The organism is Aurantibacter sp. UH7 (assembly GCF_056839165.1).
Map to the genome: position 1 here is coordinate 4,172,234 of NZ_CM166388.1, position 25,750 is coordinate 4,197,983.

25 protein-coding genes are annotated in these 25,750 nt (G+C 32.6%); 12 read left to right on the forward strand and 13 right to left on the reverse strand.

Going from position 1 to position 25,750, the window contains the following annotated elements; genetic code table 11:
• Positions 1–42: 42 nt before the first annotated feature.
• From UH7x_RS17675 to UH7x_RS17705, 7 genes are all read left to right on the forward strand, one after another.
• Positions 43–1,026: a zinc-dependent alcohol dehydrogenase family protein gene (locus tag UH7x_RS17675; RefSeq protein WP_482361248.1), complete on the forward strand. Its 984-nt coding sequence runs from the start codon at positions 43–45 to the stop codon at positions 1,024–1,026.
• Positions 1,027–1,275: 249 nt separating this feature from the next.
• Positions 1,276–2,238: a 2OG-Fe(II) oxygenase gene (locus UH7x_RS17680; RefSeq protein ID WP_482361249.1), complete on the forward strand. Its 963-nt coding sequence runs from the start codon at positions 1,276–1,278 to the stop codon at positions 2,236–2,238.
• A 57-nt stretch (positions 2,239–2,295) separates the two neighbouring features.
• A complete protein-coding gene (locus UH7x_RS17685; RefSeq protein ID WP_482361250.1) occupies positions 2,296–3,375 on the forward strand; it encodes a bestrophin family protein in 1,080 nt (359 codons plus the stop codon).
• A gap of 59 nt (positions 3,376–3,434) precedes the next feature.
• A complete protein-coding gene (locus tag UH7x_RS17690) occupies positions 3,435–4,217 on the forward strand; it encodes an SDR family NAD(P)-dependent oxidoreductase (RefSeq protein ID WP_482361251.1) in 783 nt (260 codons plus the stop codon).
• Positions 4,218–4,341: 124 nt separating this feature from the next.
• Positions 4,342–4,962: a MarC family protein gene (locus UH7x_RS17695; RefSeq protein ID WP_482361252.1), complete on the forward strand. Its 621-nt coding sequence runs from the start codon at positions 4,342–4,344 to the stop codon at positions 4,960–4,962.
• 71 nt (positions 4,963–5,033) lie between these two features.
• Positions 5,034–5,630 carry a glutathione-regulated potassium-efflux system oxidoreductase KefF gene (gene kefF / locus UH7x_RS17700; protein WP_482361253.1) on the forward strand — a complete coding sequence of 199 codons (597 nt, stop codon included), beginning with the start codon at positions 5,034–5,036 and terminating at the stop codon, positions 5,628–5,630.
• Between the two features lie 3 nt (positions 5,631–5,633).
• Positions 5,634–7,514: a monovalent cation:proton antiporter-2 (CPA2) family protein gene (locus tag UH7x_RS17705; RefSeq protein WP_482361254.1), complete on the forward strand. Its 1,881-nt coding sequence runs from the start codon at positions 5,634–5,636 to the stop codon at positions 7,512–7,514.
• Between the two features lie 52 nt (positions 7,515–7,566).
• Here the strand turns inward: UH7x_RS17705 and UH7x_RS17710 are convergent, their stop codons facing one another.
• Together UH7x_RS17710 and UH7x_RS17715 are read right to left on the reverse strand one after the other, a co-directional pair.
• The gene (locus tag UH7x_RS17710) at positions 7,567–7,872 is read right to left on the reverse strand and encodes a heavy metal-binding domain-containing protein (RefSeq protein ID WP_482361255.1); all 306 of its coding nucleotides are present in this window, start codon (positions 7,870–7,872) and stop codon (positions 7,567–7,569) included.
• Positions 7,873–7,972: 100 nt separating this feature from the next.
• Positions 7,973–8,911 carry an endonuclease/exonuclease/phosphatase family protein gene (locus tag UH7x_RS17715; RefSeq protein WP_482361256.1) on the reverse strand — a complete coding sequence of 313 codons (939 nt, stop codon included), beginning with the start codon at positions 8,909–8,911 and terminating at the stop codon, positions 7,973–7,975.
• A gap of 172 nt (positions 8,912–9,083) precedes the next feature.
• Between UH7x_RS17715 and UH7x_RS17720 the strand changes: the two genes are divergently transcribed.
• From UH7x_RS17720 to UH7x_RS17730, 3 genes are read left to right on the forward strand one after another with little or no spacing between them, the layout of a single operon-like run.
• The gene (locus tag UH7x_RS17720) at positions 9,084–10,415 is read left to right on the forward strand and encodes a DEAD/DEAH box helicase (RefSeq protein ID WP_482361257.1); all 1,332 of its coding nucleotides are present in this window, start codon (positions 9,084–9,086) and stop codon (positions 10,413–10,415) included.
• Positions 10,416–10,421: 6 nt separating this feature from the next.
• On the forward strand, positions 10,422–11,735 hold the full coding sequence (locus tag UH7x_RS17725; RefSeq protein ID WP_482361258.1) for a DEAD/DEAH box helicase: 1,314 nt from the start codon (positions 10,422–10,424) through the stop codon (positions 11,733–11,735).
• A 46-nt stretch (positions 11,736–11,781) separates the two neighbouring features.
• Complete coding sequence (locus UH7x_RS17730) at positions 11,782–13,332, forward strand: SDR family oxidoreductase (protein ID WP_482361259.1); 1,551 nt, start codon at positions 11,782–11,784, stop codon at positions 13,330–13,332.
• Positions 13,333–13,342: 10 nt separating this feature from the next.
• Here the strand turns inward: UH7x_RS17730 and UH7x_RS17735 are convergent, their stop codons facing one another.
• From UH7x_RS17735 to UH7x_RS17760, 6 genes are all read right to left on the reverse strand, one after another.
• Positions 13,343–13,954, reverse strand: coding sequence for a DEAD/DEAH box helicase (locus tag UH7x_RS17735; RefSeq protein ID WP_482361260.1), 612 nt, complete (start codon positions 13,952–13,954; stop codon positions 13,343–13,345).
• A 109-nt stretch (positions 13,955–14,063) separates the two neighbouring features.
• Entirely contained in the window at positions 14,064–14,963 is a 900-nt protein-coding gene (locus UH7x_RS17740) for an EamA family transporter (RefSeq protein ID WP_482361261.1), read from the reverse strand.
• A 156-nt stretch (positions 14,964–15,119) separates the two neighbouring features.
• The gene (locus UH7x_RS17745) at positions 15,120–15,797 is read right to left on the reverse strand and encodes a type 1 glutamine amidotransferase domain-containing protein (RefSeq protein WP_482361262.1); all 678 of its coding nucleotides are present in this window, start codon (positions 15,795–15,797) and stop codon (positions 15,120–15,122) included.
• A gap of 38 nt (positions 15,798–15,835) precedes the next feature.
• Positions 15,836–16,468 carry a nitroreductase family protein gene (locus UH7x_RS17750; RefSeq protein WP_482361263.1) on the reverse strand — a complete coding sequence of 211 codons (633 nt, stop codon included), beginning with the start codon at positions 16,466–16,468 and terminating at the stop codon, positions 15,836–15,838.
• A 17-nt stretch (positions 16,469–16,485) separates the two neighbouring features.
• The gene (locus tag UH7x_RS17755; RefSeq protein WP_482361264.1) at positions 16,486–17,151 is read right to left on the reverse strand and encodes a Rossmann-fold NAD(P)-binding domain-containing protein; all 666 of its coding nucleotides are present in this window, start codon (positions 17,149–17,151) and stop codon (positions 16,486–16,488) included.
• 1 nt (position 17,152) lies between these two features.
• Complete coding sequence (locus UH7x_RS17760) at positions 17,153–17,737, reverse strand: TetR/AcrR family transcriptional regulator (protein ID WP_482361265.1); 585 nt, start codon at positions 17,735–17,737, stop codon at positions 17,153–17,155.
• 137 nt (positions 17,738–17,874) lie between these two features.
• Between UH7x_RS17760 and UH7x_RS17765 the strand changes: the two genes are divergently transcribed.
• On the forward strand, positions 17,875–18,324 hold the full coding sequence (locus UH7x_RS17765) for a KTSC domain-containing protein (RefSeq protein ID WP_482361266.1): 450 nt from the start codon (positions 17,875–17,877) through the stop codon (positions 18,322–18,324).
• A 91-nt stretch (positions 18,325–18,415) separates the two neighbouring features.
• On the opposite strand, the gene UH7x_RS17770 is transcribed toward UH7x_RS17765, so the two are convergent.
• From UH7x_RS17770 to UH7x_RS17780, 3 genes are all read right to left on the reverse strand, one after another.
• Positions 18,416–19,462 (reverse strand): right-handed parallel beta-helix repeat-containing protein, encoded by a 1,047-nt coding sequence (locus UH7x_RS17770; protein WP_482361267.1) that lies wholly within the window; start codon positions 19,460–19,462, stop codon positions 18,416–18,418.
• Positions 19,463–19,507: 45 nt separating this feature from the next.
• Positions 19,508–19,801: a hypothetical protein gene (locus tag UH7x_RS17775; protein ID WP_482361268.1), complete on the reverse strand. Its 294-nt coding sequence runs from the start codon at positions 19,799–19,801 to the stop codon at positions 19,508–19,510.
• Positions 19,802–20,354: 553 nt separating this feature from the next.
• On the reverse strand, positions 20,355–22,415 hold the full coding sequence (locus tag UH7x_RS17780; protein WP_482361269.1) for a tetratricopeptide repeat-containing sensor histidine kinase: 2,061 nt from the start codon (positions 22,413–22,415) through the stop codon (positions 20,355–20,357).
• Between the two features lie 513 nt (positions 22,416–22,928).
• Between UH7x_RS17780 and UH7x_RS17785 the strand changes: the two genes are divergently transcribed.
• Complete coding sequence (locus tag UH7x_RS17785; protein ID WP_482361270.1) at positions 22,929–23,120, forward strand: cold-shock protein; 192 nt, start codon at positions 22,929–22,931, stop codon at positions 23,118–23,120.
• Between the two features lie 50 nt (positions 23,121–23,170).
• Here the strand turns inward: UH7x_RS17785 and UH7x_RS17790 are convergent, their stop codons facing one another.
• Together UH7x_RS17790 and UH7x_RS17795 are read right to left on the reverse strand one after the other, a co-directional pair.
• Entirely contained in the window at positions 23,171–25,249 is a 2,079-nt protein-coding gene (locus UH7x_RS17790; protein ID WP_482361271.1) for an HAD hydrolase-like protein, read from the reverse strand.
• A gap of 148 nt (positions 25,250–25,397) precedes the next feature.
• Positions 25,398–25,739, reverse strand: a complete 342-nt coding sequence (locus tag UH7x_RS17795; protein WP_482361272.1) for a P-II family nitrogen regulator — start codon at positions 25,737–25,739, stop codon at positions 25,398–25,400.
• Between the last annotated feature and the right edge of the window lie 11 nt (positions 25,740–25,750).

Here is a 25,750-nt window from a genome sequence, read left to right on the forward strand (position 1 = left end):
TAACGATTAACGATTAACGATTAACAAAATAAAAAAATAGATATGAAAGCAATGTTACTAAATGAATACGGAGAAAATACAAAATTCGAAGTATCAGAAATAGCAAAACCAGAAGTAAAAGCAAATCACGTTTTAGTGAAAATAGTGGCATCTAGTGTCAATACTATTGATATGATGATTAAGAATATGGGGTCAGATTTACCATTATCGCCTGCTGTACCAGCCTTATTAGGTATGGATTTTTCAGGAACGGTAGAAGCCGTTGGAGAAGGAGTAGAGGGTTACAAAGTTGGAGATGAAGTATTCGGTTGTGCTGGCGGATTAGCAGATTTACCTGGTACATTAACAGAATACATTGTTGCCGATAGTAGTTTAATTGGTCACAAACCAAAAGACTTGACTATGCGTGAAACTGCAGCTTTACCATTAGTGGCTATTACAGCTTATGAAGGGTTGACAAGAGCAGGCGTAAAAGCAGGTCAGAAAGTTTTAATACATGGTGGTTCTGGTGGTGTTGGTCACTTAGCTGTACAGTTGGCGAAGTACTTTGGTGCAGAAGTTTTTGCAACAGGAACGGGCGACAAACAAAAAGCGATTATTGAGAAATTTGGAGCAACCTTTATTGATTTTACTACAGAAAAAGTAGCAGATTACACAGCAAAATACACCGATGGTGGTTTTGATGTTGTTTTTGATACTGTTGGTGGTCCAAACCTGACTAATTCTATGGAAGCAGTTGCTCTAAACGGACACATTTCTACTACAGTTTCCTTGTTAGAAATCGATTTAACTCCGTTGCACTTTAAAGGAGCGTCTTTACACGTGGTCTTTATGTTGATCCCGATGTTACATAACTTCAAAAGAGAAAATCACGGTAGTATTTTAGAAAAATTAGCTGAAATTTCTAACGAAGGTCATTTAACTCCGATTGTTGATGAAAATCAATTTACATTAGAACAAGTCGGTGATGCTTATGCACACTTAGCTAGTGGTACAGCCATTGGTAAAGTTGTGGTTGAAAACTAATAATAGATAATAAATATGCAGTAGGATTAGAGTTGCACGCTCTAAACATGCCGATTAATATGTTTTGTTGAATGCCCCAGAAATGGGGCATTTTTTTTTGCTTTAAAATAAAACCTTGAAATTTACCTAAACAACCGTTTTTACTACCAAAAAATTACTGGTGTCTCATACTACCTTTGTTATCAGAATAAATAAGTAAATAAAACCAAAAATACTTTTAAAGAGGTTTTGGTAAAAAACAAATATATCATGAAAACAATAACAAATACTAATGCACTCGCACAAGCTCGTGCGCTTACACTACCAACTCGAGAAGCCTCATTAAACCGTGACCCTTCTGTATCACAATTTTGGAATAGTAACCGAGAGTTACTTGAAGATGCATGGAGCGAATGGGAAATAGAAAACAAAGACAGTTTACTAATTCCTGATGAAACGCTACTTGATCCAAAATTGAGAAAAGCGATAAACGATGCTTGGGAAAATCCAGAAAAAGAAAATGCAGTAGCTGATTTATGGGAAGAAATTATCCCTGGAGTGTATTCTGCTCAGTTTTTTGATTTAGACCGCTTAGTAGAATTTCGCCAGTATTTAGAGGCTACTGTAAATTCTGAAATACCTAGACGTGCACCTTATGGTATTCAATTGAATCGTCATGGCGTTATGCTAGATCCACGCTCAGAGGGTCACCTTGCAGCACCTAATTTTCAGGCATTTTACAACGAAATAATGGATCGTTATATGCGTCCCATAGCTCGTTTATTATTGGGTACTTATGGCTATGATAATCAAACATTTGGATTCTCTATTCAGTACAATCCAGATAAAGATAAAGATTTGCATGCCCATACCGATGCTTCGGCTGCTACCCTGAATATCAATATTAACTTACCTGATGAAGAATTTACAGGTTCACAAGTGGATTTTCACGATACCTCTACAAGAAAGGTTGTTCAAACTATCTTTGAACCAGGAAAAGCAATAATTCACACAGGAAAAGTACCACACGCTACGCACCCAATTACTAGCGGACAACGTAGTAACTTAGTAGTGTGGCTATACGGAGACCGTATGCAAATACCGCGAGGTGGTGCAAGTAGCTATGGTAGTGTTGATAATTCAGCAGCTAAAGTTGTTACAACAGAAAACGTAACCGCTCGTGAGCGTTGGAGTATACCAAATAGCCCTAAGGATACCTTTGCACCGTTTTAAAAAGTCCATAAGAAACTGGCAACACAAATGTTGCCAGTTTTCATAAACAATATAATTATGTACACCAAACCCAAATACCCAATTTCTACAGTTTTTAAATGGACCAGGAGATATATCTATATCTTTTTTATTACGGCATTAATACCTGTTCTACTTTATGAAGTAGCAGGTTTTAAATGGCTAACATTACCTTGGCAACCAATTGGGCTAATTGGTATGGCATTAGCATTTATTACTGGTTTTAAAAATAATGCTTCGTACGACAGGCAATGGGAAGCTAGAAAAATTTATGGTGGTATTGTAAATGCCTCTCGTTGGTTTACAACAATGGTTAACGATTTTGTAACCAATAGTTACACCGATAATCCAAAAACAGAAGCTGAAATGTTCCAAATAAGAAAAACTATGGTTATACGCCACGTTGCTTGGATGAGTTCTTTAAGACACGCTTTGCGTCAAAAGAAAAGTTGGGAAACGGCTAAAACAAATAAGTCTGACCAAGAACATATGAAAAAAATAAAAGTGCTAGAATTTGAAAATTCGTTATCAGATGAGCTAGAAGGTTATTTGTCCTTAGAAGAAAAAGTTAAGGTGCTTACTAAAACTAATAAGCAAACTGCAGTTTTAAATTTTCAATCTAAACACATTAGACAATTAGCTTCATTAGGGTTAATAGACAATTTTAGGCACGTAGAATTTCAAAATGTAATTGGTGAGTTGTTCACATTGCAAGGAAAAGCAGAGCGTATTAAAAATTTCCCATATCCTAGACAATTTGCTACTTTGAACTCATATTTTGTTTGGATTTTCATTTTCATAATGCCTTTTGGTTTTATGCGCCAGTTCGATTTAACTGCGCAATCTTTGGTTGCATCTGGTGCGCATAATGCGTTTTTTGGATTTCTAGTCAATCATTTTGTGTGGTTATCCATTCCGTTTACCATTATTATTTCGTGGATATTTTTTGCTATGGAGCGCGTAGGCGATACTTCTGAAAATCCATTTGAAGGAATGGGTAATGATGTTCCAATTTCCACTATTTCTAGAGCAATAGAAATTGATATTAGAGAAATGATTGATGATGACAAAAATGAAATTCCTGATCCGTTACCAGAATATGCAAATACTCAAATGTAATGATTGAACTAGGATTCAATACTTAAAAATAAAATTCCAATACATAAAGCTTTAAAAAAATGAAACATATATTAATAACAGGAAGTACAGACGGCATAGGAAAATTACTAGCCTTGCGTTTGGCGAAAGAAGGGCATTTTGTTGGTGTTCATGGTAGAACTGAAGCTAAGTTAAAGGCTACTGTAACCGAAATCAAAGCAGAATCAAAGAATGAAAATGTAGTAGGTTTTTTAGCTGATTTCTCAAACTTGTCAGAAGTAAAAAGAATGGCAACAGAAGTTGCTGAAAAAATGGCGAAAATTGATGTTTTGGTGAATAATGCAGGTGTTTTAAAAGCTAAAACTGATACTGCTTCGAACGGAGTAGATGTTCGTTTAGTTGTGAATTATTTAGCGCCATATCAATTTACAAATGCGGTATTACCGTTATTGAAAAAAGCCGACGCACCTAGAATTGTAAATCTTAGTTCTGCGGCACAATCTCCAGTTTCTTTAAATGCACTGCAAGGCGGTATGAGTTTAGGAGCGAATGATGCTTATGCACAAAGCAAGTTAGCCTTAACGATGTGGAGTTTTGATTTGGCAAAAAAAGAACCAAGTATTTTGGTTGTTGCAGTAAATCCCGGTTCGTTGTTGAATACAAAAATGGCAAATGAAGCCTACGGTCAACATTGGTCTCCTGCAGAAAAAGGTGTAGATATTTTGTATGATTTAAGTATGACAGACAAGGCGAAAACAAATGCTTATTTTGATAATGATAAAGGCGGTTATGGACAAGCACACCCCGATGCTTATGAAAGGATTAAAATTGAGGAGTTAATAAAAATCACTAATATGATTTAGATAACTAATAAATGTCATATTTTGTATGAAAGGATATACTTTGATATTTTTTTAAATAAAAATTAAAAAATCTTTGTTTTTAAACCATATTTTGTGTTCTTGCGCGATTAAATTTTTGCCATAAATGGATAACTTAATTACATTTTCAATAGCAGTGTTTACGGGGTTTTTCGCCATAACCAACCCTATTTCAAACATGACTGTTTTTGTATCACTAACACAAGGTGCAGACGAAAAAACGAAAAGTGATATTAATAAAAAGGCAAATTTCATTGCTTTTATTATAGTAACGGTATTTGTTTTATTGGGTAAATATATTTTTGAGCTTTTTAATATAAGCATACCAGCATTTAAGATTACCGGTGGAATTTTAATATTTTATATTGGATTCGAAATGCTTCAGTCAAAAAAATCAGATGTAAAAAATCTTAAGAATGTTCATATAGATGAAAATATCGCAGTATCACCTTTGGCAATACCTATTTTAGCGGGTCCAGGTACTATTGTAACAGCCATGAATTTTGTATCGAATGCCGAACCCGTTCACATATTTTTGGTAATTGCTATATTCGCATTTATGAGTTTACTTACCTATTTTACATTTAGAATAAGCGACCTCATTGTAAAGGTGGTTGGCCATAATGTAATTTCCGTAATTGGGAAAATAATGGGTTTAATAATAGCAATTATTGGAACCGGAATGATTATTACAGGTATTAAACTTTCCTTTAATTTAATGTCATAATTCCAATAAGAGTTCCATTTATTGAAGTCACTTAGAATATTTTATGCGCTAATTACTAAGTAATACGAAACATGAAAAAAATACTCGTTCTATTTTCGCATCCTAAGTTTGAAAAATCAAGAGTAAATAATTCTTTGGTTAATCATATTAAAAATAAGGAGCATGTTACATTTCATGATTTGTATGAGCAATATCCCGATTTCCATATTGATGTAAATAAAGAAAAAGAGTTATTAAGTGCACATGATGTAATTATCTGGCATCACCCATTCTATTGGTACAGCTGTCCACCATTAATGAAACAATGGATTGATATGGTCTTAGAATTTAATTGGGCTTACGGACCAAAGGGTAAAGCATTACATAACAAAACATGTTTGAATGTAATAACAACAGGTGGTTCAAAAGAGGTTTATTGTTCTGAAGGTTATAATAGTTTTACGGTAAAACAATTTTTGAGACCCTTTGAGCAAACAGCAAATTTGTGTGGCATGACGTATTTTCCACCGTTTGCAGTTATGGGAACATATAAATTGTCTGATGAAGCTTTAGATGAGTACAGAATAAATTACGGAAAACTAATTGATTTATTACAATTAAACCTAGCTATTAATGATTTTGACAACCAATCTTTTTTGAATGATATTCCTCAACTAAAAATGACATAAACTATGACAGGAAGTATTCTTTTTGAAGCCATAGTATTTTTAGCAGGTGCCATTATATGCGTGTCTATTGCCAAACGTTTTGGATTAAGTTCAGTTATAGGTTATTTATTAGCAGGTGTTCTAATTGGACCGTATGTACTAGGTTTTATTGGTAATGAAGGTGAAGATATTTTACACTTTGCTGAATTCGGTGTTGTGATGATGCTATTTTTAATAGGACTAGAAATAGAACCTAAGAATTTCTGGAACATGCGTAAGACCATTATAGGAATGGGCGGAATTCAGGTGGGTGGCACCATGCTACTTTCATACTTACTTTTTACACTTTTAGGATTTGATTGGAAAGTAGCCCTAATAATTTCTATGGCAGTAGCTTTATCATCTACAGCGATAGCCATGCAAACAATAAAAGAGAAAGGTTTGATGGCCACTACATTTGGAACATCTTCTTTCTCCATATTATTGTTCCAAGATATTATCGTGATTTTCATGTTGGGCTTTATACCCTTGTTATCCAATGTAAGTGAAGATAGTACCGCAAAAAGTAGTGGTGAACATGCTAGTTTATTGGAGAGTTTACCGATAGGTTTCCAAACTTTGGCTATTATTCTATCTGTAGCCCTTATTATAGTTGCTGGTCGTTATTTAATAGTACCAATGTTGAGAAAAGTAGCTAAAACAGGAGTTCGCGAGTTACTTATCGCAGCGGCTTTGCTTATTGTATTTGGAATTTCATTTTTAATGGAATATGTTGGAATTAGTCCAGCATTAGGAGCCTTCTTAGGTGGTGTAGTACTTTCGAATAGTGAGTTTAAGCATGAACTAGAAAGTACTTTAGAACCATTTAAGAATTTACTTTTAGGGTTATTCTTTATGGCAGTCGGAGCCTCCATAAACTTTATTGTTATTGCGAATAGTCCATTAACCATTGGTGGTATATTAATAGCAATAATAGTTTTAAAAGCAATTGTGTTATTCATTACAGGTCATATTTTTAAATTAAAACTGGACCAAAAATTACTGCTTACGTTTAGTTTAGCTCAAATTGGTGAGTTTGCCTTCGTATTATTGTCATTTGCCTTTGGATTAAACATTTTAGAGCAAGAACAAATGGATATGATGTTGGTAATAACAGCACTTAGTATGTCCATAACACCAATTATAAGTATGATTAATGAGCGGCTAATCCTTCCTAAAATCGGGACCAAAGAATCTGTAAAGCGTCCAATGGATCATATTGCAAAATCACAGAATATTATATTGGTCGGTTTTGGTCATTTTGGCAGCACTATTGGTCGTTTTTTACGCTCGCATGGGGTAGAGGCTACAATTTTGGATCACAATTCCAATCGAGTAGATTTTCTACGTCAAATGGGATTCGAAGTATACTATGGAGATGCCACTCGTTTAGATTTACTGGAATCTGCCGGAATTGCGGAAGCTAAGATTGTTATCTGTGCAACCAATAAAATTTCAGTTTCTAAAGCAATTAGTAAAATAATCAAAGAAAAATATCCGCATGTAGAGCTCATGATTCGAACTAAGAATCGTTACGATGCTTATGAATTATTGAACTTGGGACATGAGAATATTTATCGAGAATCACTTGAAACCTCTTTAGTATTGGCAAAAGATGTATTGAGTAAAATGGGGTTCAGAAAGTATACTTTAAATCGACAAGTTCAGAATTTCATTAAATATGACGAAGATAGTTTACGTCGATTAGCAGCTGCACCCAAACTTGATGATGATTACATTTTTAAGGCTAGAAAAGAATTAGAACAACAAGAAAAATTTTTAAATGAAGATTTTAAAAGAGGGGTTGTAGATTTTGATAATCATTGGGATAGCGAGCATATTCGTAAGGCATTAAATAAAAAGTAGTATTATCACACTTAATAGTTAATAAGAACATTATTTAAGATATTGCCATAAGTCATGAATGTTCTTCGCAGTTTGCACAAGCACATTTATCACCTTCACATTTGCAATTACCATCTTTATGAACGTTACAAGTTGACTGTGAATCATCATTTAAAGAAGCTAAATCCATTTTACAAACAGAACACTGTCCAGGTTTATCATAAACTTTACCATCTTCACAATCCATCGGACATTGATATTCTAAGGAAGTTTCAGCATGAATATGGTCTTTATTAGCATCTTTTTTCTCCTTACATCCAGTAAAAAATGCTGTAGTTAAAATAAAGAGAACTGCAGAAACAATTGATTTGAATTTCATAAATAGACGTTTAAAGGAATCCATAAATGGATAATACAAAACTACTCAATTTAAAAACACTCCGTGATTAGTTTGAATTCTACAAGATTCAAAAATGAAGTTAAAGATCTAGTTGCATCCACATGGGTCTATGGTCTGAAATATAATAACGCAGGTATTTTTTAAAATCAGAAATAGAATTTTCCCAAAGTTCAGGAAAAATGGCATCATCAAAATCGAATACACCATGTGTAACAATCTTCGACTTTATTGATGGTAGAAATGCTATTTGATCATACATGCTATCATTAGAAATATTGGAGTATACTTTTGTAGAATGTTCCGGCAATTTTAATCCTCTTTTTATTAGTGCCTCATAAACAACATCTCCTTTTTCTATCATCGGAATATTAAAATCACCTAAAGCAATGAGATTTTTAGAAAAAGCATTTTTAGAACCATTTCTTAAATCGGCATATCGCCCAACAGCATAAGCTTCTAGTGCCCTTCTTTCTAAATCAGCCTTAGTTTTACCACCAGAAAAGGAATGAACTGTAATAAGAATAAACGTCTCATTATTCCATTGAAATGAAGATAAATACGGATTTCTATCAAAACCAGTAAATTTAGTAGTTACCCCTTTTAGTTTAATATAAGCATGGTCTTTTGGCGGTACTGAAATTTCACCAACAAGTTCTAATTGATTAATAATAGTGCTATCATAAATAAAAGCAGAACGTTCATTATTACCACCTTTATCTGAGAATACTAAATTATATTTAGAAGGTAAAAAAGATTCTATTCCGCGGAGTCCAGTGAGATTATCATTTACCTCTTGCACAGCAACCACATCAAACCAATTTAATATTTCCGCCAATAATTTGTAATGGTCTTCCATGCGAATTTGGAGTCCGAGATTAGCAATATTCCAAGAGCCAATTAGCAACTTATTATTTGACTTATCGGGTATATTTCGTGTTGCTTTATGATCTCTAAGACGATTTATTTCTGTACCCACATCAAAGGGGTGTACAAAATTGGGTTTCTCGTAGGCAGGCATAACAATAGATTTTTTGGTGTGAATAGTAAGTTACCATCAATTATACTTTATTTAGCAACATTTGTGCATATGGTAGCTCGTCTTGTATAAATGGATAATAGAAGTTAAGAAATTTGCCAGCATTTAAACGATTCTCAAATTTCATGCACCTATCTTTGCGCAAAATATTTTCATGTCTAAACAATTCTCCGATTTAGGAATTAACAAACATCTATTAGAAGGTCTTGCAGATTTAAAGATATCAGTTCCTACTGATATTCAACAAAAAACAATTCCGTTACTTTTAAACAAAAAGGAAGATGTAGTTGCATTGGCTAAAACAGGCACTGGTAAAACTGCCGCATTCGGACTGCCGTTATTACAATTAATAGATACTAAAAACACAGAAGTTCAGGCGGTGATATTGGCTCCAACGCGTGAACTAGGACAACAGATATATAGTAACCTAGTCTCATTTGCAACCCATTGTCCATCAATTTCTATAGCCTCAGTTTGTGGAGGAATACCTATAAAACCTCAAATTGAACAATTACAAGAAGCAACGCATATTATTGTTGCGACTCCTGGCAGACTTATTGACTTAATACAACGTAAGGCGGTAAGCATAAAAAATCTGAAGATTTTAGTTTTAGACGAAGCAGATGAGATGGTCACGGCCTTAAAAAAAGATTTAGATACACTTGCTCTTGAAATGCCCAAATCTAGGAGGACACTATTGTTTACAGCTACTATGCCCGGTACCGTAAAACAATTGATTCAGAATTACATGTCGAAACATGTTGTACATATAGCAGCTGATATGGAGCATGTAGGGCATCAAGGTATTGAACATAAATATGTAGTAGTTGAGCCTATTGAAAAATTAGAAGTTTTACTTCATTTTTTAAACGCTAAAGAAGGCCAACGCGGAATAATATTCTGTAAAACCAAAGCAGCAGTTAACAAATTGGCTAAAAAACTAGCAATCAATAAATTTTCATCTGGAGCTATTCACGGTAGTCTTTCGCAAGGAATTCGAGATCGTATAATGGATCAGTTTAGAGCGGGATATATTGATATTTTGGTAGCCACTGATTTGGCTGCTCGCGGAATTGATGTAAAAGAAACCTCCTATGTTGTAAATTATCATCTTCCGGACACTTATGAAGCATATGTACATAGAAGTGGTAGAACGGCTAGGGCAGGAGCAAAGGGGCTTTCATTAAGTGTTATTCAAAATGAGGAACTTGTTGATATTCCTGAATTTGAAAAAGAACTCGGTATCGTTTTTAAGGAGTATAAAAAACAAACTGCTGAAAACAGAGAAGAAACCAATTTGGAGCTTTGGGCAAAAAAAATATTTAAAACAAAGCCAAATCGCACTATTTCTAATGAATCTAAGGAAAAAGTAAAAACTATTTTTCATCATTTAACGAAAGAAGAACTGATAGAAAAAGTAATAGCAGAACATATTTCACAAAACACAATGAATAATATTAAAACTGAGACTTCTAAAAAGAAGTAATACGAAATGGCTAATTATATTCGTAATCAACAAGATATACTCAAGAAGCTTAAAATATCGGCATTGAACCCAATGCAAAAAGAAGCCCTTGAAGTAATTGAAAAAACTAATAACACTGTATTACTTTCGCCAACAGGCACTGGTAAAACGCTAGCTTTTCTTTTACCACTAATTGCTTCTTTAAAAACTAACGTTACTGATATTCAAGCGCTTATTCTTGTTCCATCTAGAGAACTTGCCATTCAGATTGAACAAGTTTTGCGTACAATGGGTTCCGGTTTTAAAGTAAATGCAGTTTATGGGGGCCGACCTATTTCTAAGGATAAAATTGAACTAAAACATACACCCGCTATTTTAATTGGTACTCCCGGTAGAATTGCTGACCATTTTAGTAGTGACCGTTATTCTAAAATGAGTATTAAAACTTTAGTTCTGGATGAATTTGATAAATCACTAGAAACAGGTTTTGAAGTAGAAATGAGTGAAATTATTAATCAATTGCCAAGTCTTAATAAACGCATTTTAACCTCTGCTACTCAAGGCGTTGAAATTCCAGCTTTTGTGCGTTTATCTAATCCTTCAATTATTAATTATCTTGATACAAAAAAGGAAGCTCGACTAACTATTAAAACTGTTCTTGCCTCAGACAACGATAAATTAAGTACTCTAGTAAAATTATTACAACACATTGGTAATCAACTAGGTATTATTTTTTGTAATTATAAAGATAGTATTGAACGTGTAAGCGCCTATTTAGATGAAAATCGAATTAATCACACCTGTTTTTCTGGTGGAATGGAACAACGCGACAGAGAACGTTCCTTAATAAAATTTAGAAATGGTAGTTGTCAAGTATTAATAGCGACTGATTTAGCAGCTAGGGGAATCGATATTCCAGAAATGAAATTTATAATTCATTATGAACTTCCTAGGGCAGTTGAGGAGTTTACCCATAGAAATGGTCGCACAGCCCGTGTGAATGAAAAAGGCACCGCTTATGTTTTACAAGGAAAAAGTGAACGTTTGCCAGAATTCATTAAAAATGATACTCCAATAGATATTTCTGAAAGAAAAGAGAATACATCACAATTATGGCAAACACTGTTTATCTCTGGTGGACGAAAAGACAAGATATCCAAAGGAGATATTGCGGGTCTTTTCTTTAAACAAGGCGGTATAAATAAAGACCAATTGGGAATTATTGAATTAAAACAAGATTGTGCATTTGTAGCAGTACAGCAGAATATAGCAAATGCAATGGTTGAAAAATTGAATAATACACGATTAAAAAAGAAAAAAGTACGTGTAACTATCCTTTAATGTGAATACTTTAAAAGATACATTTTACAGTTAAAATTTAGGCAGAATGATGAGTAAAGAATCAAATACTGATAACGAGGTAACGATAGAAGAAGTAGAAAAATGCATCCAAGTTTTAGAGCGATTGGTTGCTGATACAAATCAAATATTTGAGATTCCTAAAGAAAGAAGAACGGCCTTAATAAAAGCTTCGGGTCAGTTTTCTAGACCAAGTAGAGAAGAGTTTTCTAGACGAAAAAAAGATGCAAAGAAAGCAGCAAAACGAAAACAAGCTGCCAAAGATAAAAATGCTCGAAATCAAACAGGAATAAGATATGCTCGCGAAGCCTCTGTTTTTGTTGCTCCAAAATTATTAGCCGCAGCTGATTTATCAAATAAGGACACTCTAGAATTAGAATCACCTAGAGATTGTTATGTCTGTAAGGTAAAATTCACGAAGCTACATCATTTTTACGATACTATGTGTACTGAATGTGGCGATTTAAATTATGCAAAACGCTTTCAAACAGCAGACGTTAAGGGCCAAGTAGCTGTCATTACAGGTTCGCGACTTAAAATTGGTTATCATATAACTTTAATGTTATTACGCGGTGGTGCAACCGTAATTGCTACCACAAGATTCCCTGTTGATTCCGCTCTACGATTTTCAAAAGAAGCAGATTTTACAGAATGGGGGCATAGATTAAAAATACATGGTCTTGATCTAAGGCATATACCTAGTGTTGAGATTTTTTGTAATTATATTGAACAGAACTATGAAAAACTCGATATTTTAATAAATAATGCTGCACAAACAGTACGCAGACCTGCCGGATTTTATTCACATTTAATGCTCAATGAAGAACGACCAATTGATAGCCTACCAAAATTCGCTAAAGATTTATTAGCAGACCATCAAAGTTGTCTTAATGAATTAAGTGAATTAACGTCCTCTGCTTCTTCAAATAAGAATATGCCTGTATCGTGGCACGGACCTGAACCGGGTATAGGATTAAGGTCATCAGCAAAATTATCGCAAATTCCATATAGTTTTGATGCTAGTTTGGTTACAGAAGAAGTTTTCCCGGAAAGCGAATTAGATGCTGATTTACAACAAGTTGATTTACGTAAAACGAATAGCTGGCGCTTAAAATTAGGCGCCATCGAAACTACAGAAATGGTGGAGGTACAATTGGTAAATTCTGTTGCGCCATTTGTGTTATGTAACCGACTATCAGAATTAATGAAAAAGGAAAATACCGGTCAGAAACATATTATTAATGTTACAGCTATGGAAGGTAAATTCCATCGTTTTTTTAAAGAATCTAGGCATCCACATACGAATATGGCCAAAGCGGCTTTAAACATGCTAACACATACGGCTTCTGGCGATTTAGCAAAATATGGAATTTATATGAACGCTGTAGATACTGGCTGGGTAACCGATGAAGATCCTGCAGAATTGGCTAAAAAGAAGCAAGAGGTACATGATTTTCAACCACCATTGGATATTGTGGATGGTGCCGCCCGAGTAGTAGACCCATTATTTGATGGAATAAATACGGGAAAGCACTGGTGTGGGAAATTTTTAAAAGATTATTTTCCTATTACTTGGTAAAATATTGACACTATATCTTTATAATTTTAGAATACTCCATAAAATGTTCTTTTAAACGACTTAATTGTGGATGCATCTTTTCGGCATAAATAACAAATTGGCATTTTTTAATGCTTCCTGCAGTCGAAATTAGACTAGTTGTTTCACTTTTTACTGATAAGAATTCCGCATCTTCAATACTACAAATTTTTAATTCTGAAATACTGACTCCGTTACTTAAAAATAGCTTGTGTAATGTTTTTGGTGTAGTAATAAGAATATCAATACCCATATATATTTCAGACTTTTGAACATCAATATGTAACTGTTCGTAACTAGCATATACACGTATCGAGCTGTATTTTGTATATTTTAAAAAAGCATCATACAATTCTAAAACCTTTTCTTTGTTCTCAACAATAACCACAGCTCTAGGAGCATCACCTACAGCTTCGCATTTAAGCTTTTGCAGGGTAGTTAATATTAAGGTTGTAGTTTTTCCACTTTCTTTAGCACCTAAACAGAAGGCATTCGCGCCACTTTTTACAATTGGAATACAAATTTTCTGAAAGGATGTCGGCGTTTCTATAGCTAAACGTTCGAGTGATTCTAATATCTGAGGATGCAATTTTTTAAAAACCATATCTTTTCTAAACCTAAAATTATTCTAAGACACAAAGATACTGTCCTGAAATATTCTTATTAGTGTATTTCATTTATTTTAAATATCCCAGAAGAAATGAAGCCAAGTTTTATGAATATAGAATCAGAAATACACCCAACATAATTCCTACTAATGGCACTAATTTTTTACGCTTGTTTTGCTCCTTAAAAATAAAACCACCAACCAGAACGGAAATAAGTATCTGACTTCTTTTTATTGCAGAAAGTAGCATGATCAACGCTTCTGGGTCTTGTAACGCCTTAAAGTAGAAGTAATCTGAAATAACAAGTAATATCCCTACACAAGGAATAGTCCACCGCCATATAAACGCTTTTCTTTTTTCTGCATTTGGAAACCAAGTAATCGCTAGAATTATCAAAAGAATAATAACCGTATAAAAGCTAAACCAAAATTGCAATGTTTGCGGATTTAGCTCTAAACTTTGAATTAAAAATTTATCATATAAACCACTTGAAGCACCTAAGAATGTGGCACCTATAATAGCAAATATCCATTTGTTTCGTTTAAAATTAATACCCTCTTTCTTACCAATTCTAGAATATAAGAGCACAGAAAATATGATTAAAAAGAAACCTATCCATTGCCACAAATTTGGTTTTTCTTGATAAATAGTAATTGCTCCAATAAAAGTAAAAAATGGTCCGGCTGAACGAATTGGGGTAACAATTGTAATAGGTAAGTGTTTTAGTGCTTGATATGCTAGTACCCATGAGGCAGCCATTATTGCTGACTTTATAGCGATATAACCATGAGTTTTTAATGATATTTCGGATATATACAACTGTACTTTCATCATGGATTCCGGGTAAAACACAGATCCTGCATAAAGGGGAAGTAGTAATAAAAATCCTGATGAAATTGTACCTAATAATACCGGGAATACCTCATTTCCTTGTACAGCATGTTTTTTACATAAGTTATGTAATCCTAAAAATAATGCCGCTAAAAGTCCGAGATACATCCACATATAGCGCGCGAAGATATTGGTTTTCTAAAATTCAATAACAGTATTTTTAAACATTATATTTTCGTTTCGCTTCTTGAACTAAACACTTTTACCTTTAAAACAAATAAAGGGTTGCCAATACTTGGCAACCCTTATAAAAAAATATAGTATTTCTTTCTAAGAAAGACTTTCCAATAACTTTTCTGCAACTAACTCTGAGGAAGCTGGGTTTTGTCCGGTAATTAAATTACCATCTTTTATAGCATAGGGCGCCCAATCATCAACTTTTGAATAAATGCCTCCATTAGAATTAAGCATATCTTCAACTAAAAACGGAACTACATCGGTAAGTCCCACGGCTGCCTCTTCAGTATTCGTAAACCCTGTAACCTTTTTTCCTGCTACTAAAGGTGTTCCGTCGGCATTCTTTACTTCTTTTAAAGCAGCTGGTGCGTGACATACAAAAGCAATTGGTTTACCTTCTTTATTAAAGTTCTCAATTAGGGCAATTGAATTAACATCACTTGCCAAATCCCATAGAGGTCCATGTCCCCCAGGATAAAATACTGCATCAAAATCATCTGGATTCACATCTTCTAATTTCTTAGTGTTTGCAATAAGCGCTTTAGCTTCTTCATCGTTATCAAAACGTTTTGTAGCTTCTGTTGCTGCATCTGGTGAATCACTACTTGGATCTATTGGTGCTGTTCCTCCTTTTGGCGTTGTAATAGTAATAGTTGCTCCCTTATCTAAAAGCGTATAATATGGGTTAGCAAATTCTTCTACCCAAAAACCTGTTTTTTTTCCTGTATCTCCTAATTTATCGTGAGATGTTAAAACAAATAATATCTTCATCTTGTTCAACTTTAAATCTTAATTAAATTAGCAATAGTCTATGCTACTACTGTTACTAAATCTTTCATTGGTTTTCTAACTTTAACCAAGTTGACTAGCCAATCTTCATCCTCTTTTCTATATCCAATTGGTAATAGAACTGCGCTACGTAATCCTTTTTCACGTAATCCCAATATTTTATCCACTGCGTCTGGCTCAAAACCTTCTAAAGGGGTAGTATCAACACCTTCAAAGGCAGCAGCAGTTATAGCTTCTGCAAAAGCAATGTATGCTTGTTTTGCTGCATGATTAAAATTTAATTCTTCATCTCTTTGTGGATATAAACTCAACAACATTTGTCGATAATTCTCCCAACCTTCATTTTTAAATCCACGAATTTCATTAGTTAAATCGAACATATAATTAATTCGATCTTCGGTATAGGTATCCCATGCTGCAAATACTAATAAATGTGAACAATCTGTAATTACAGATTGGTTCCATGCTACAGGTTTTATCTGCTCTTTAATCTCTTGATTTTTTATCACAAATATCTCAAAAGGCTGAAGACCACTAGAAGTAGGGGCAAGGCGAGCCGCTTCCAAAATCCGTTCTATTTTATCTTCAGCTACTTTCTCACCATTCATTGCTTTAGCAGCATATCTCCAATTTAATTTGTCTAATAATTCCATATAATCTATTTATTCTTTTAGTTATTTTCTGATATTCTTTCAATATCGTTTGATGTAATAATGACATCGGCATTACTTGTACTATTTGCCAAATTCAACATTGCTTGTGCAATACTTTCAGCGTTTATTATTTTATATTTCTTCAATTTCCCTATAAATAATGGCTGTATTATTTTAAATATTAACAAACCTAACTTTTCTAATGTTCTACTTTCATTACGAACGCCTCCAATTAAAGAAGGTCTTAATATAAAGGTGTTTTTTATGTTTTGTTGGAGTACAGCTTGCTCCATTTCACCTTTCGTTTTATTGTAAAATACTTTACTATTCTTATTTGAACCCATTGCTGAAATCACGAAAAAAGTAGGTATGTCATTTTCCTTAGAGAGGCGCGCCGCAGCTACCGGTATACCGTAATCAATTTGTCTATACACCTCTTTATTAGGAGTTTTCTTCGCTGTTGTGCCAATACAACAATAGACTTCATCGGCACTAAAATCAGTTTTAAAATCTTCAAGTTTAAAAAGGTCACCTATGTATTGTGACACCTTATTAGGTAAATTTTCAATTTTAGAACGTGAAAACAATTTTATGTGGTCATATCTTTCATCTTCTATTAATTTTTGAAGTAATATATTTCCAGTTAACCCTGATGCACCTAAAATAATAGCAGTCTTTTTCATCCTATTTACAAACTTTTATACTGTTCCATGCTGATTCATATGCTTCTTCAATATTCGTTTCATTCAATGTAATTGCACCTCTCTTCTGAGAAATCATTAAAAATGAAAGTGGATTAATGGAATAAGCGTATAATAAGTAATCCGATAAAGGTTTAATTATACCTTCTTTTTTTCCTCGTGCCCACAACTCCAAAAGAGGTTGTAGGTGTTTTATACCTTCCTGTCTACTAATTTCATCTATCATAGGGGTATTATCACACTGCGCTAAAAACATAGCGCTCTCACATTCTTTAAATTTGAAATCTGCAATACGCTTCCAAATCAACTTAAAACCTGCTTCAACATCCATTTTTTCATTGTAAGTCTCAAAAGCATACTTTGTGTATTCAGCTTTCATTTCTACATAAGTCTGATTAACTAAATCTTGTTTGTTCTCAAAATATAAATAAATAGTTGCAGGTGAAACGTTCGCCATTTTTGCAATTTTACTCATAGGTGTAGCATGGAAACCATTATTGTTTACTAACTCTATTGTTGCCTTTACTAAGGCATTGCGCTTATCTATACTTTTCTGAAGTTTAGCCATTCTCTTAAAATATCAATTACAAAGGTATATAAAAATGAACGTTCATTCTTTAATCTTAACAAAGATTTAATTATTAAACAACTATATACAATTAATAGGGATAAAGGTGTAGTTTTGCGCCTTCAAAAAAAGTGCACATGAAACGTATTAACCAGTACAAGAAACTATTTAATATAGAAAAGGATATTGATCTTAAAACCCTTAAAACTAGTTATCGTAACCTGGTAAAGGAATGGCATCCTGACAAATTTCAAGAAGGTGATGCTAAACGCGAGGAAGCAGAAGCAAAAAGTCGTGCTATAATTGATGGATACCATTTCTTAGTAAGTATTGCACCTGAAACGATTGAAGCCAATTTAGATGCATATACTGAAACTATTACCACATCTGGTATAGCAGACTATATTCACAAAGGTCTTGTTTTAGAAATTACGTTCTTAGATGGTACAACGTACGAATACTTTGGAGTAACAAAACCTATTTATATTAAGATGGTTAATTCTAATAAGTTAAACCGTTTTGCTAAGCGTACAATTTATCCAAATTATACTTATAGAAAATCGAAACGTACCTTACAAGAAGCATAGTAATTACTTTGCTTTAAATTATAATTAAAGAATACATTATCTAAACCTGAAATAGGTTTCATATTTGGTAGTGTATTCTTTTTTATTGCTACTACCAGCCGTCTAAGACACATTGTAAGGTATAAGGTTCAGTTTCCGATAACGGTAGTTCTTCAAGTTCGTCACCCAAATAATTGCCACTGGCAAAACCTGTTGCATTTTTGAAACGATAAGACCAACAGTATCTAAGGTTTGTGTGCTCCTCGGAATAGGTAACTACATTATCGACCAATATGGCATTTTCAAAATCTGAGAACGCTAAAAAATACCCCAAGAACTTATTATGTCGCACATCTGCATCAGAGCTCTTGTACATATACATTCCGCAATTATTCATTACATTGTCGTGTACAAAAGTTGCTCTATTATGGCCTTTATCGCCGCCGCTAGAATATTGAATATACCCTAATCGTCCATTAGCAGAACCATTGAGCATAGTTACTGTATTTCGAGCAATAATATTATGTGTTTTATGCCAACTAACAATAGGGCCATCTATATATTTACTATCATCACCTTGCTCCATAATATTATCTAGGATATAAACATTCTCGCCAGATGCATTCACAATATCACCTCCAGAATTATGGTGAAAATAATTATCTTGAATCAGTATATCTTCATCCACGCGTCCAGGACCTTCGATATCTATTCCAAATTGTGGTGAAGTGCCTTTAATATGATGTATTTCATTAGCTGTAATTTCAATCCGAACCCCGCCTACAATTGAAATTCCTTGACGTCTGTTGTTATATATATTGTTATTTGTAAATGTTACATCATTCGAATCGAGTACCAACGAACCATCTCCCGTTAAACTATGTACTTTCATGTTCTCTATTAACACATTGTTGTTATCCCATACACAAATACCATGACCTTCATCATGTGCCGTTTTACCATCTTCTCGGGGGGTAAAAATGTGTGTATCTCGTTCTCCTCTTATTTCTCCATCACGTACAATAATATTATCGCCATTTAAGCGCAAAACGCAATAGTTCCATTTATCATTAGTATCTATAGTTAAAATAGCACCTTCACTAAATACAAATTCCGTATCTCCGTAAATATCGATACCACCGTAGTAAATATCATTCACATCTTCACCAACTAAATATTCACCCGCTGGTAATACTATCTTGTTTTATCCTTCGTCATGTGCCCAGTCTATTGCTGCTTGTAGATTAGTAGTCGTTTTAGCAGCATTGCTGTTTGTTGTGGGAATATCCCATCGGTCTAATTCTATGATATATTCATTGGTAGTTAATATTTCTGGCATTTGCGCACTAAAAAGTCGAATAGGTAAACCTTCTGCATCTAAATTTTCAGACTCAATAGTATCTTGAGTACTAATTACATATTCTTCAAAATCGTTAGAGTTACAAGAAGAAATTATAAGAACTATAGCAATAAATATGTAGGAGGTAAGGTTCTTCATAGATTTTTGTTATAAAGCTCGATAACTTTAAATAACTATAATAATATTATAGTTATAATGAATTACAGGGCTAACGATGCTTAAGAAAACGAACATTGAAGTTTTATAGTGTAGTATATGACAGCTTTTCGATTAGTAGCACTTTCTAAAATTACATTAAAGACAAGTGAACCAAAATTTCGATTTTACAAATCAAAAGATAATTAGCTGATTGTCTGCTATATTTCTTTTAACGAATGATTTATTAAAACATATGAAATACAAACAATTACATCAGTCTTATTATTACTAGTATTTAAAGTAAACATGGTAAGTAATCAGGCGATAGAAAAAAACTTAATCACTAAAAACTCAGAGCTTATAAAAACTTAAGTAATCGAACAAGTTATTCTGGGTGCACGTAATTTTACAGTAAAACAGTTAAAAGGTATCTCGGAAACGTCTAGTTTAGTTTCTCACAATTATGTCAATTCTTGGAAAGTCACTAAATTTTTTTTAAAAAACTTATAGAACCTTAATTTATAATATATTAGTTAATCAAAATTCATTACTACTATACTTCTTTATTGTTCTTCAAAGGAACTGTAAAAAAGATAGACGTTCCTTCATTTAATTTACTTTCAGCCCATATTATACCACCGTTACTTACAACCATTTCTTGACTTAAGGATAAACCTAAACCAGTACCTTTTTCATTATTTGTACCATAGGTGGTTTTAGTATTATTTTTATCAAATAAAATTGCATGGGTTTCTTCTGTCATACCAATTCCATTGTCTTTCACTTCAATTTGATATTTATCGCTCTTCTCAATTAAATTAATATTCACTTCTCCATTTATATTGGTAAATTTTAAAGCATTACTCATTAAATTTCTAAGAAGAATATCCAGATGATCTCGATCACTAAAACTAATAGTGTTTGCAGGAATATTATTGTATATAGCTATAGATTTTTTCTGAGCTAAAGGTTTTAATAATTCAATATTTTCATTAATAATTGCCTCTAAATCCAAATTACTAGGTTTAATGAGAGTACCTTTCATTTGTGTTTTTGCCCAAACTAAAAGATTATTGAGCATATCTGAAATCCCCTTTATATCGTGAAGTGCCCTAGGTAGAATCATATCAAATTGTTCTTTTGACAATCCACTTTCTGCAAATAATTTTATTAAGGAATGAAATGAATTTATTGGCCCTTTTAAATCATGTGCAATAACCGAAAATAGCTTGTCTTTAGTATTGTTCGCCTCTTGAAGTTCCGATTCATGTTTAATTAAATCGTTTTGTTTAGTTTGTAATTGATAATTGAGCTTTTTTTGAATTTTATGAGTCCTATAAATCGATACTAAAAAAATAACCAAAAGTAAAGATGCTGCAATTGCGGCAAAAGTATAACGTCTTTGCTTTTCTATAATTAATTTATTTTCCTCTACAAGTAGCTTTTTTTGGTTCTCAAATTTTATTTCACTTCTCAAAACTCCAAGTCCCTTTTGATAGTCTTCGGCAGAAGATTTTTTAAAAAGTTTCAAATATTCAGATTGATAGTCAAAAGCTTTTATAAAGTCACCTTTTTTATAATAAATTTGAGATAAAACTAAATTCGATTCTTTTATAGATTCAAAGATTTTTAATTCTTGAGATACCTCATATAATTTAAGACCATAGAATTCTGCCATTTCTAAGTTTAATAGACCTAAATAAGACTTGGCCATTCCCAAATAGGTCATCGTATAACCCATAGTTAAGCCAATCTCATCACAAATTTTTATAGCCTTTTCGTACCATACTTTAGCTTCATTGTAATTTTTCTGTTCAAGAGCAATACTCCCCTTCACTTCGTAGCAGTATGATAACCAGTCAATATCACCAGTTTTTTTAAAAATAGTTATACATTCATCAACGGTTTCAGTAGCAATTGCATATTTTTTCTGATTAGTATAAATAGATGCCATATTTAAAAGCGTCTGTGCCAAGGCTGTTTCTAAATTATTATCTATACTAATTTGACGCGATTTCTCATTAAAAGATAGGGCCGTTTCAAAATCCTTGTTATCTTCATATAATAAGGCAATATTATCATTAAGTGCCCCCATCATATAAACATCATTAACTTCCTCGGCAATAGGTAAGGCCTCAAGAAATTTACTAAGTGCTAAACCATTTTTCCCTTCTTGCCAAAGCGCAAGTCCAATATTGTTTAAAGCATTAATTATCTCATGTGGTAAATTGTAACCAACCGCAATACCCAAAGATTCCTCAAGGTTTATATACGCTTTATCAAGGTTTCCAATATTAGTATAATAGTATCCAAAACTATTTAAAGTCTTGCTCTGTCCTTTTATATAATTAGATTTCTTGCTTAATTCATAAGCCTCATTTAGTATAATAATTGTGCTATCGGGTTTGTATAAATACGCTTTGTCACCAATACTTATAAGTAAGTCGATATAAGTTTCATTTTCAGGATTAAAATTTTCATCACTTTTTATTTTTTTAAGCTTAGCCAAATTATCTTCATGAGATTGACCTAGAATAGTACAATAAGATGTTGTATAGAATGCTAGAATTAATAGCATAATATTTTGAAACCTATTAAGCCCTGAATATTTCATTTGTAGATATTGATTTAGGCGTAACTTTATTATGAAATAGGATAAATACTAATCAATTGCTGTCGAACAATAATTTTTAAATTAGTCTTTAAAATTACTGAGTCCTAAACAACTCAAATCTGCAGCGTTTTCTAAAGAATTGTATTTGAAAAGAATATAACCCCTATCGCTATGTAATTTATATAAAATATGCTGTATAAAACACTAAAGTATAATAAATTATAAGGACTTTCTCTAACAAAAATCAATTGATGAAATCATATAAACAAACATGATTACTTTAAAAATGCAATGAGCTTATATAATAATAATCTTTTACGTTAGACTGTTTAATTTATTTCTGCACTTGTCTTTGTTGGTATCAAAACCTCTATTTAGTTGGTTTCTAATTACTTTTAGGAACTCCTCGAAAATAATTTAAGAAAAATTTAATTACACTAAATAAGAACAAATCCAATAAATGGCACCATCTTTGTTTATTAATAAGCATTAACAAATTAAATTTATAGTACAATGAGTAAAGGAACAGTAAAGTTTTTCAACGACGCCAAAGGATTTGGTTTCATTACAGAAGAAGGAGTTGAAAAAGATCATTTTGTTCATATTTCTGGCTTAGTAGACGAAATCAGAGAAGGTGACGAAGTAGAATTCGATTTACAAGAAGGAAAAAAAGGATTAAACGCAGTAAACGTAACAGTTATCTAAGGTACAATCATATATTTTCAGAAAAAGCCCATTAATTATAATGGGCTTTTTTATTTTAAATAATCAAATTTAAAACGACTTACTTTTAGAAATACAGATTTTTTAACCCTTCTAGTCAATTTTATATATTGGTAAATGAACCAACTTGGAAATAGATAAACTAAAAAATACTTCTTCTTGGAGTATAGAAAAGGTTTAACTCGCAAGAGTAAAGGAAACATACTATCTGGACTTAGTAGTAAGTTCTTCAATAAACCAATTTTATTTTGGGTGTATTTCTGTGGTGATAATTTAAGTCCGTTCGAAAAATCACCAACATTTGTATAGAATCCTTCAGAAATTTTCATTGCACTGGCAATCTTTCGTTTCGAAGCAAAAAGGCCTATTCGCATAGCGTAGTCGGTCATTGCATGTTGTACTACAGCATCATCATAGCACACCGAATCTAAATTCTTTATAAAACTGGAATACTGCGTAAACATAAATTCTTGAATTTCAAATATATGTTCGTGATAAGTCTTTTTCTCAACCTCATAATGGAATTCATTCGTAAAAGTATCTAAATGATTATAAGAAAGGGTAGAGCCGTGCCCAGCAGAAAGTAATTGCTCATTCAATTCGGTATTGCCTCGTAATATGTTATCATTATAAGTTGCATAAGGAAAAATCGAAAAGTTTAAACCCCAACGTGTTGTTTCTTTTTGAATATCATAAACTTCATTTAGACCAAGGTAATGACCGTGAACTTCAACTTTTTCTTCAAAATAATCAAAAAGACATTCTTGCATAGAGCCACCCCAACCAATATCAGCCAAGTGCATTCCATCTTCAGAAAAATCTATTTCGAATGAATCGAGGTATGTTTTAAACGCGGCCTGTTGTCCAAAACGATTCTTGTCATAGGCAACTCTAAAAGTCTCATTTGCTTTTAGTTTTTGATAAACTTCTGAGTCTAGAAAATTAGGAATGACCTCATTTTTAATATTTTGAAGGTTTAAGTCGTTAATTATTAATTCAATCACTTCTTCATTAAAAGTGAAATTTTGTAAAAAGCTAATAGGTGATAGGTGAGGGTATTTTCTTCTGAGGAAAGTATAATTCTCTACTTCTATATCTTTTAATGCCACTAACATTGAAGCCTGGCGTGAAGTTTTAAAATAATGCGTTTTTATATTATCCTCTTTATTTAATGTAAAATGTAGCTGATAGTGATCAAACATTCGTTTTAAAAACAAGCCTTCTCTTGCTAAAAAAAGAATATTTTGAATTCCTGATTTTTTCAAATGATGATACAACCTTTCGATATAAACCGCATAAAATAATATATAATCACTGTTAGGAGGAACATTCTTATTATTACAATATTTATATAGTTTTTTAATTAAACGATTATAATCTTTACGGTCAGAACCAATTAAATATCGTTTTTTAGTTTTCGAATCTTTAGTATTGGGTAAGTGAATAGCACTTAAGCCATATTTTTTAGCATTTATCACATCACTTCTCAGATTATCACCAATCATTAATACGTTAGCTGATAATAAATTTAATTCCTTAAGAACAAGAGGGTAAAGCTTTCCAGAATGTTTACTTTCATTAAAATCGGCTGATACAAATACATTTTCAAAAATATGATTTATCTCATGGTGTTCTAAAAGGTTTTCAATTATCTCTTTTGACGTGTAAAAATCTGAGACGCAATACAGTTTATAACCTTTTTCTTTTAAAGTGCTTAACAAGGTTGTAGTAGACTTATTTAGGTATTGTACATTTTTTTCTGCTCGAGAATCAGCAAGTTCAAAATACATTGCAAAATTCTGAATAGACCTATTGCTCAATTTACAGGTTGCTGTTAATCTATTATAGATTTCAGTAATTAATTCAGAATACTCAACTTCATAATAATATTTATTATTTTTTTTACCTAAATACTCACCAACATCTTTACGTATAAAATAGAGTTCATCTATTGTTAATTCTAAGCCCAATTCTCTAATCATCAATTTGGCCCAAAGACGAATTACTTGATTAGGGTGTACAGTTCGATGTACGATGGTATCGAAAAAATCAACAAATATGTAACGAATAGCAGTATTGCTTTCGATTTCATTCAAATAGTTTGTTCCCATTAAAGCTTTTAACTTAAACCAATAGGGGGGAAAGTAGGTACATGAATGAGGAGAAAGGTGAAAATAACAAATTCTGTGGTACTATTCAAAATAGCACGTAATAATTATAAGATATTAGCTATATCTAATTTATTACCAGGCCGTTAACTTATATAATAGCATCATTTCCTCGTACACCAGTACTTAGGCGAATGGCATCTTGTACATCATAAATAAAAATTTTGCCGTCTCCAACCTTATTTTCTGATGCATTCTTTTTAATTACTTCGATACATTTTTCTAAATGAATATCACTAACAACACAAGTAATCATGACACGACTTTGTAAAATCATTGATTGTTCTGTACCACGATAACGCTCCGAATAACTTTTTTGTAATCCTGTACCTTTTACAGACGTAACAGTGATACAGGGAATACCAGCTTTTTTTAAACCACGTTGAACAGCTTTTAGTTTAGATGGTCTGATAATCGCTTCTAGTTTTTTCATGTAGGTATTTT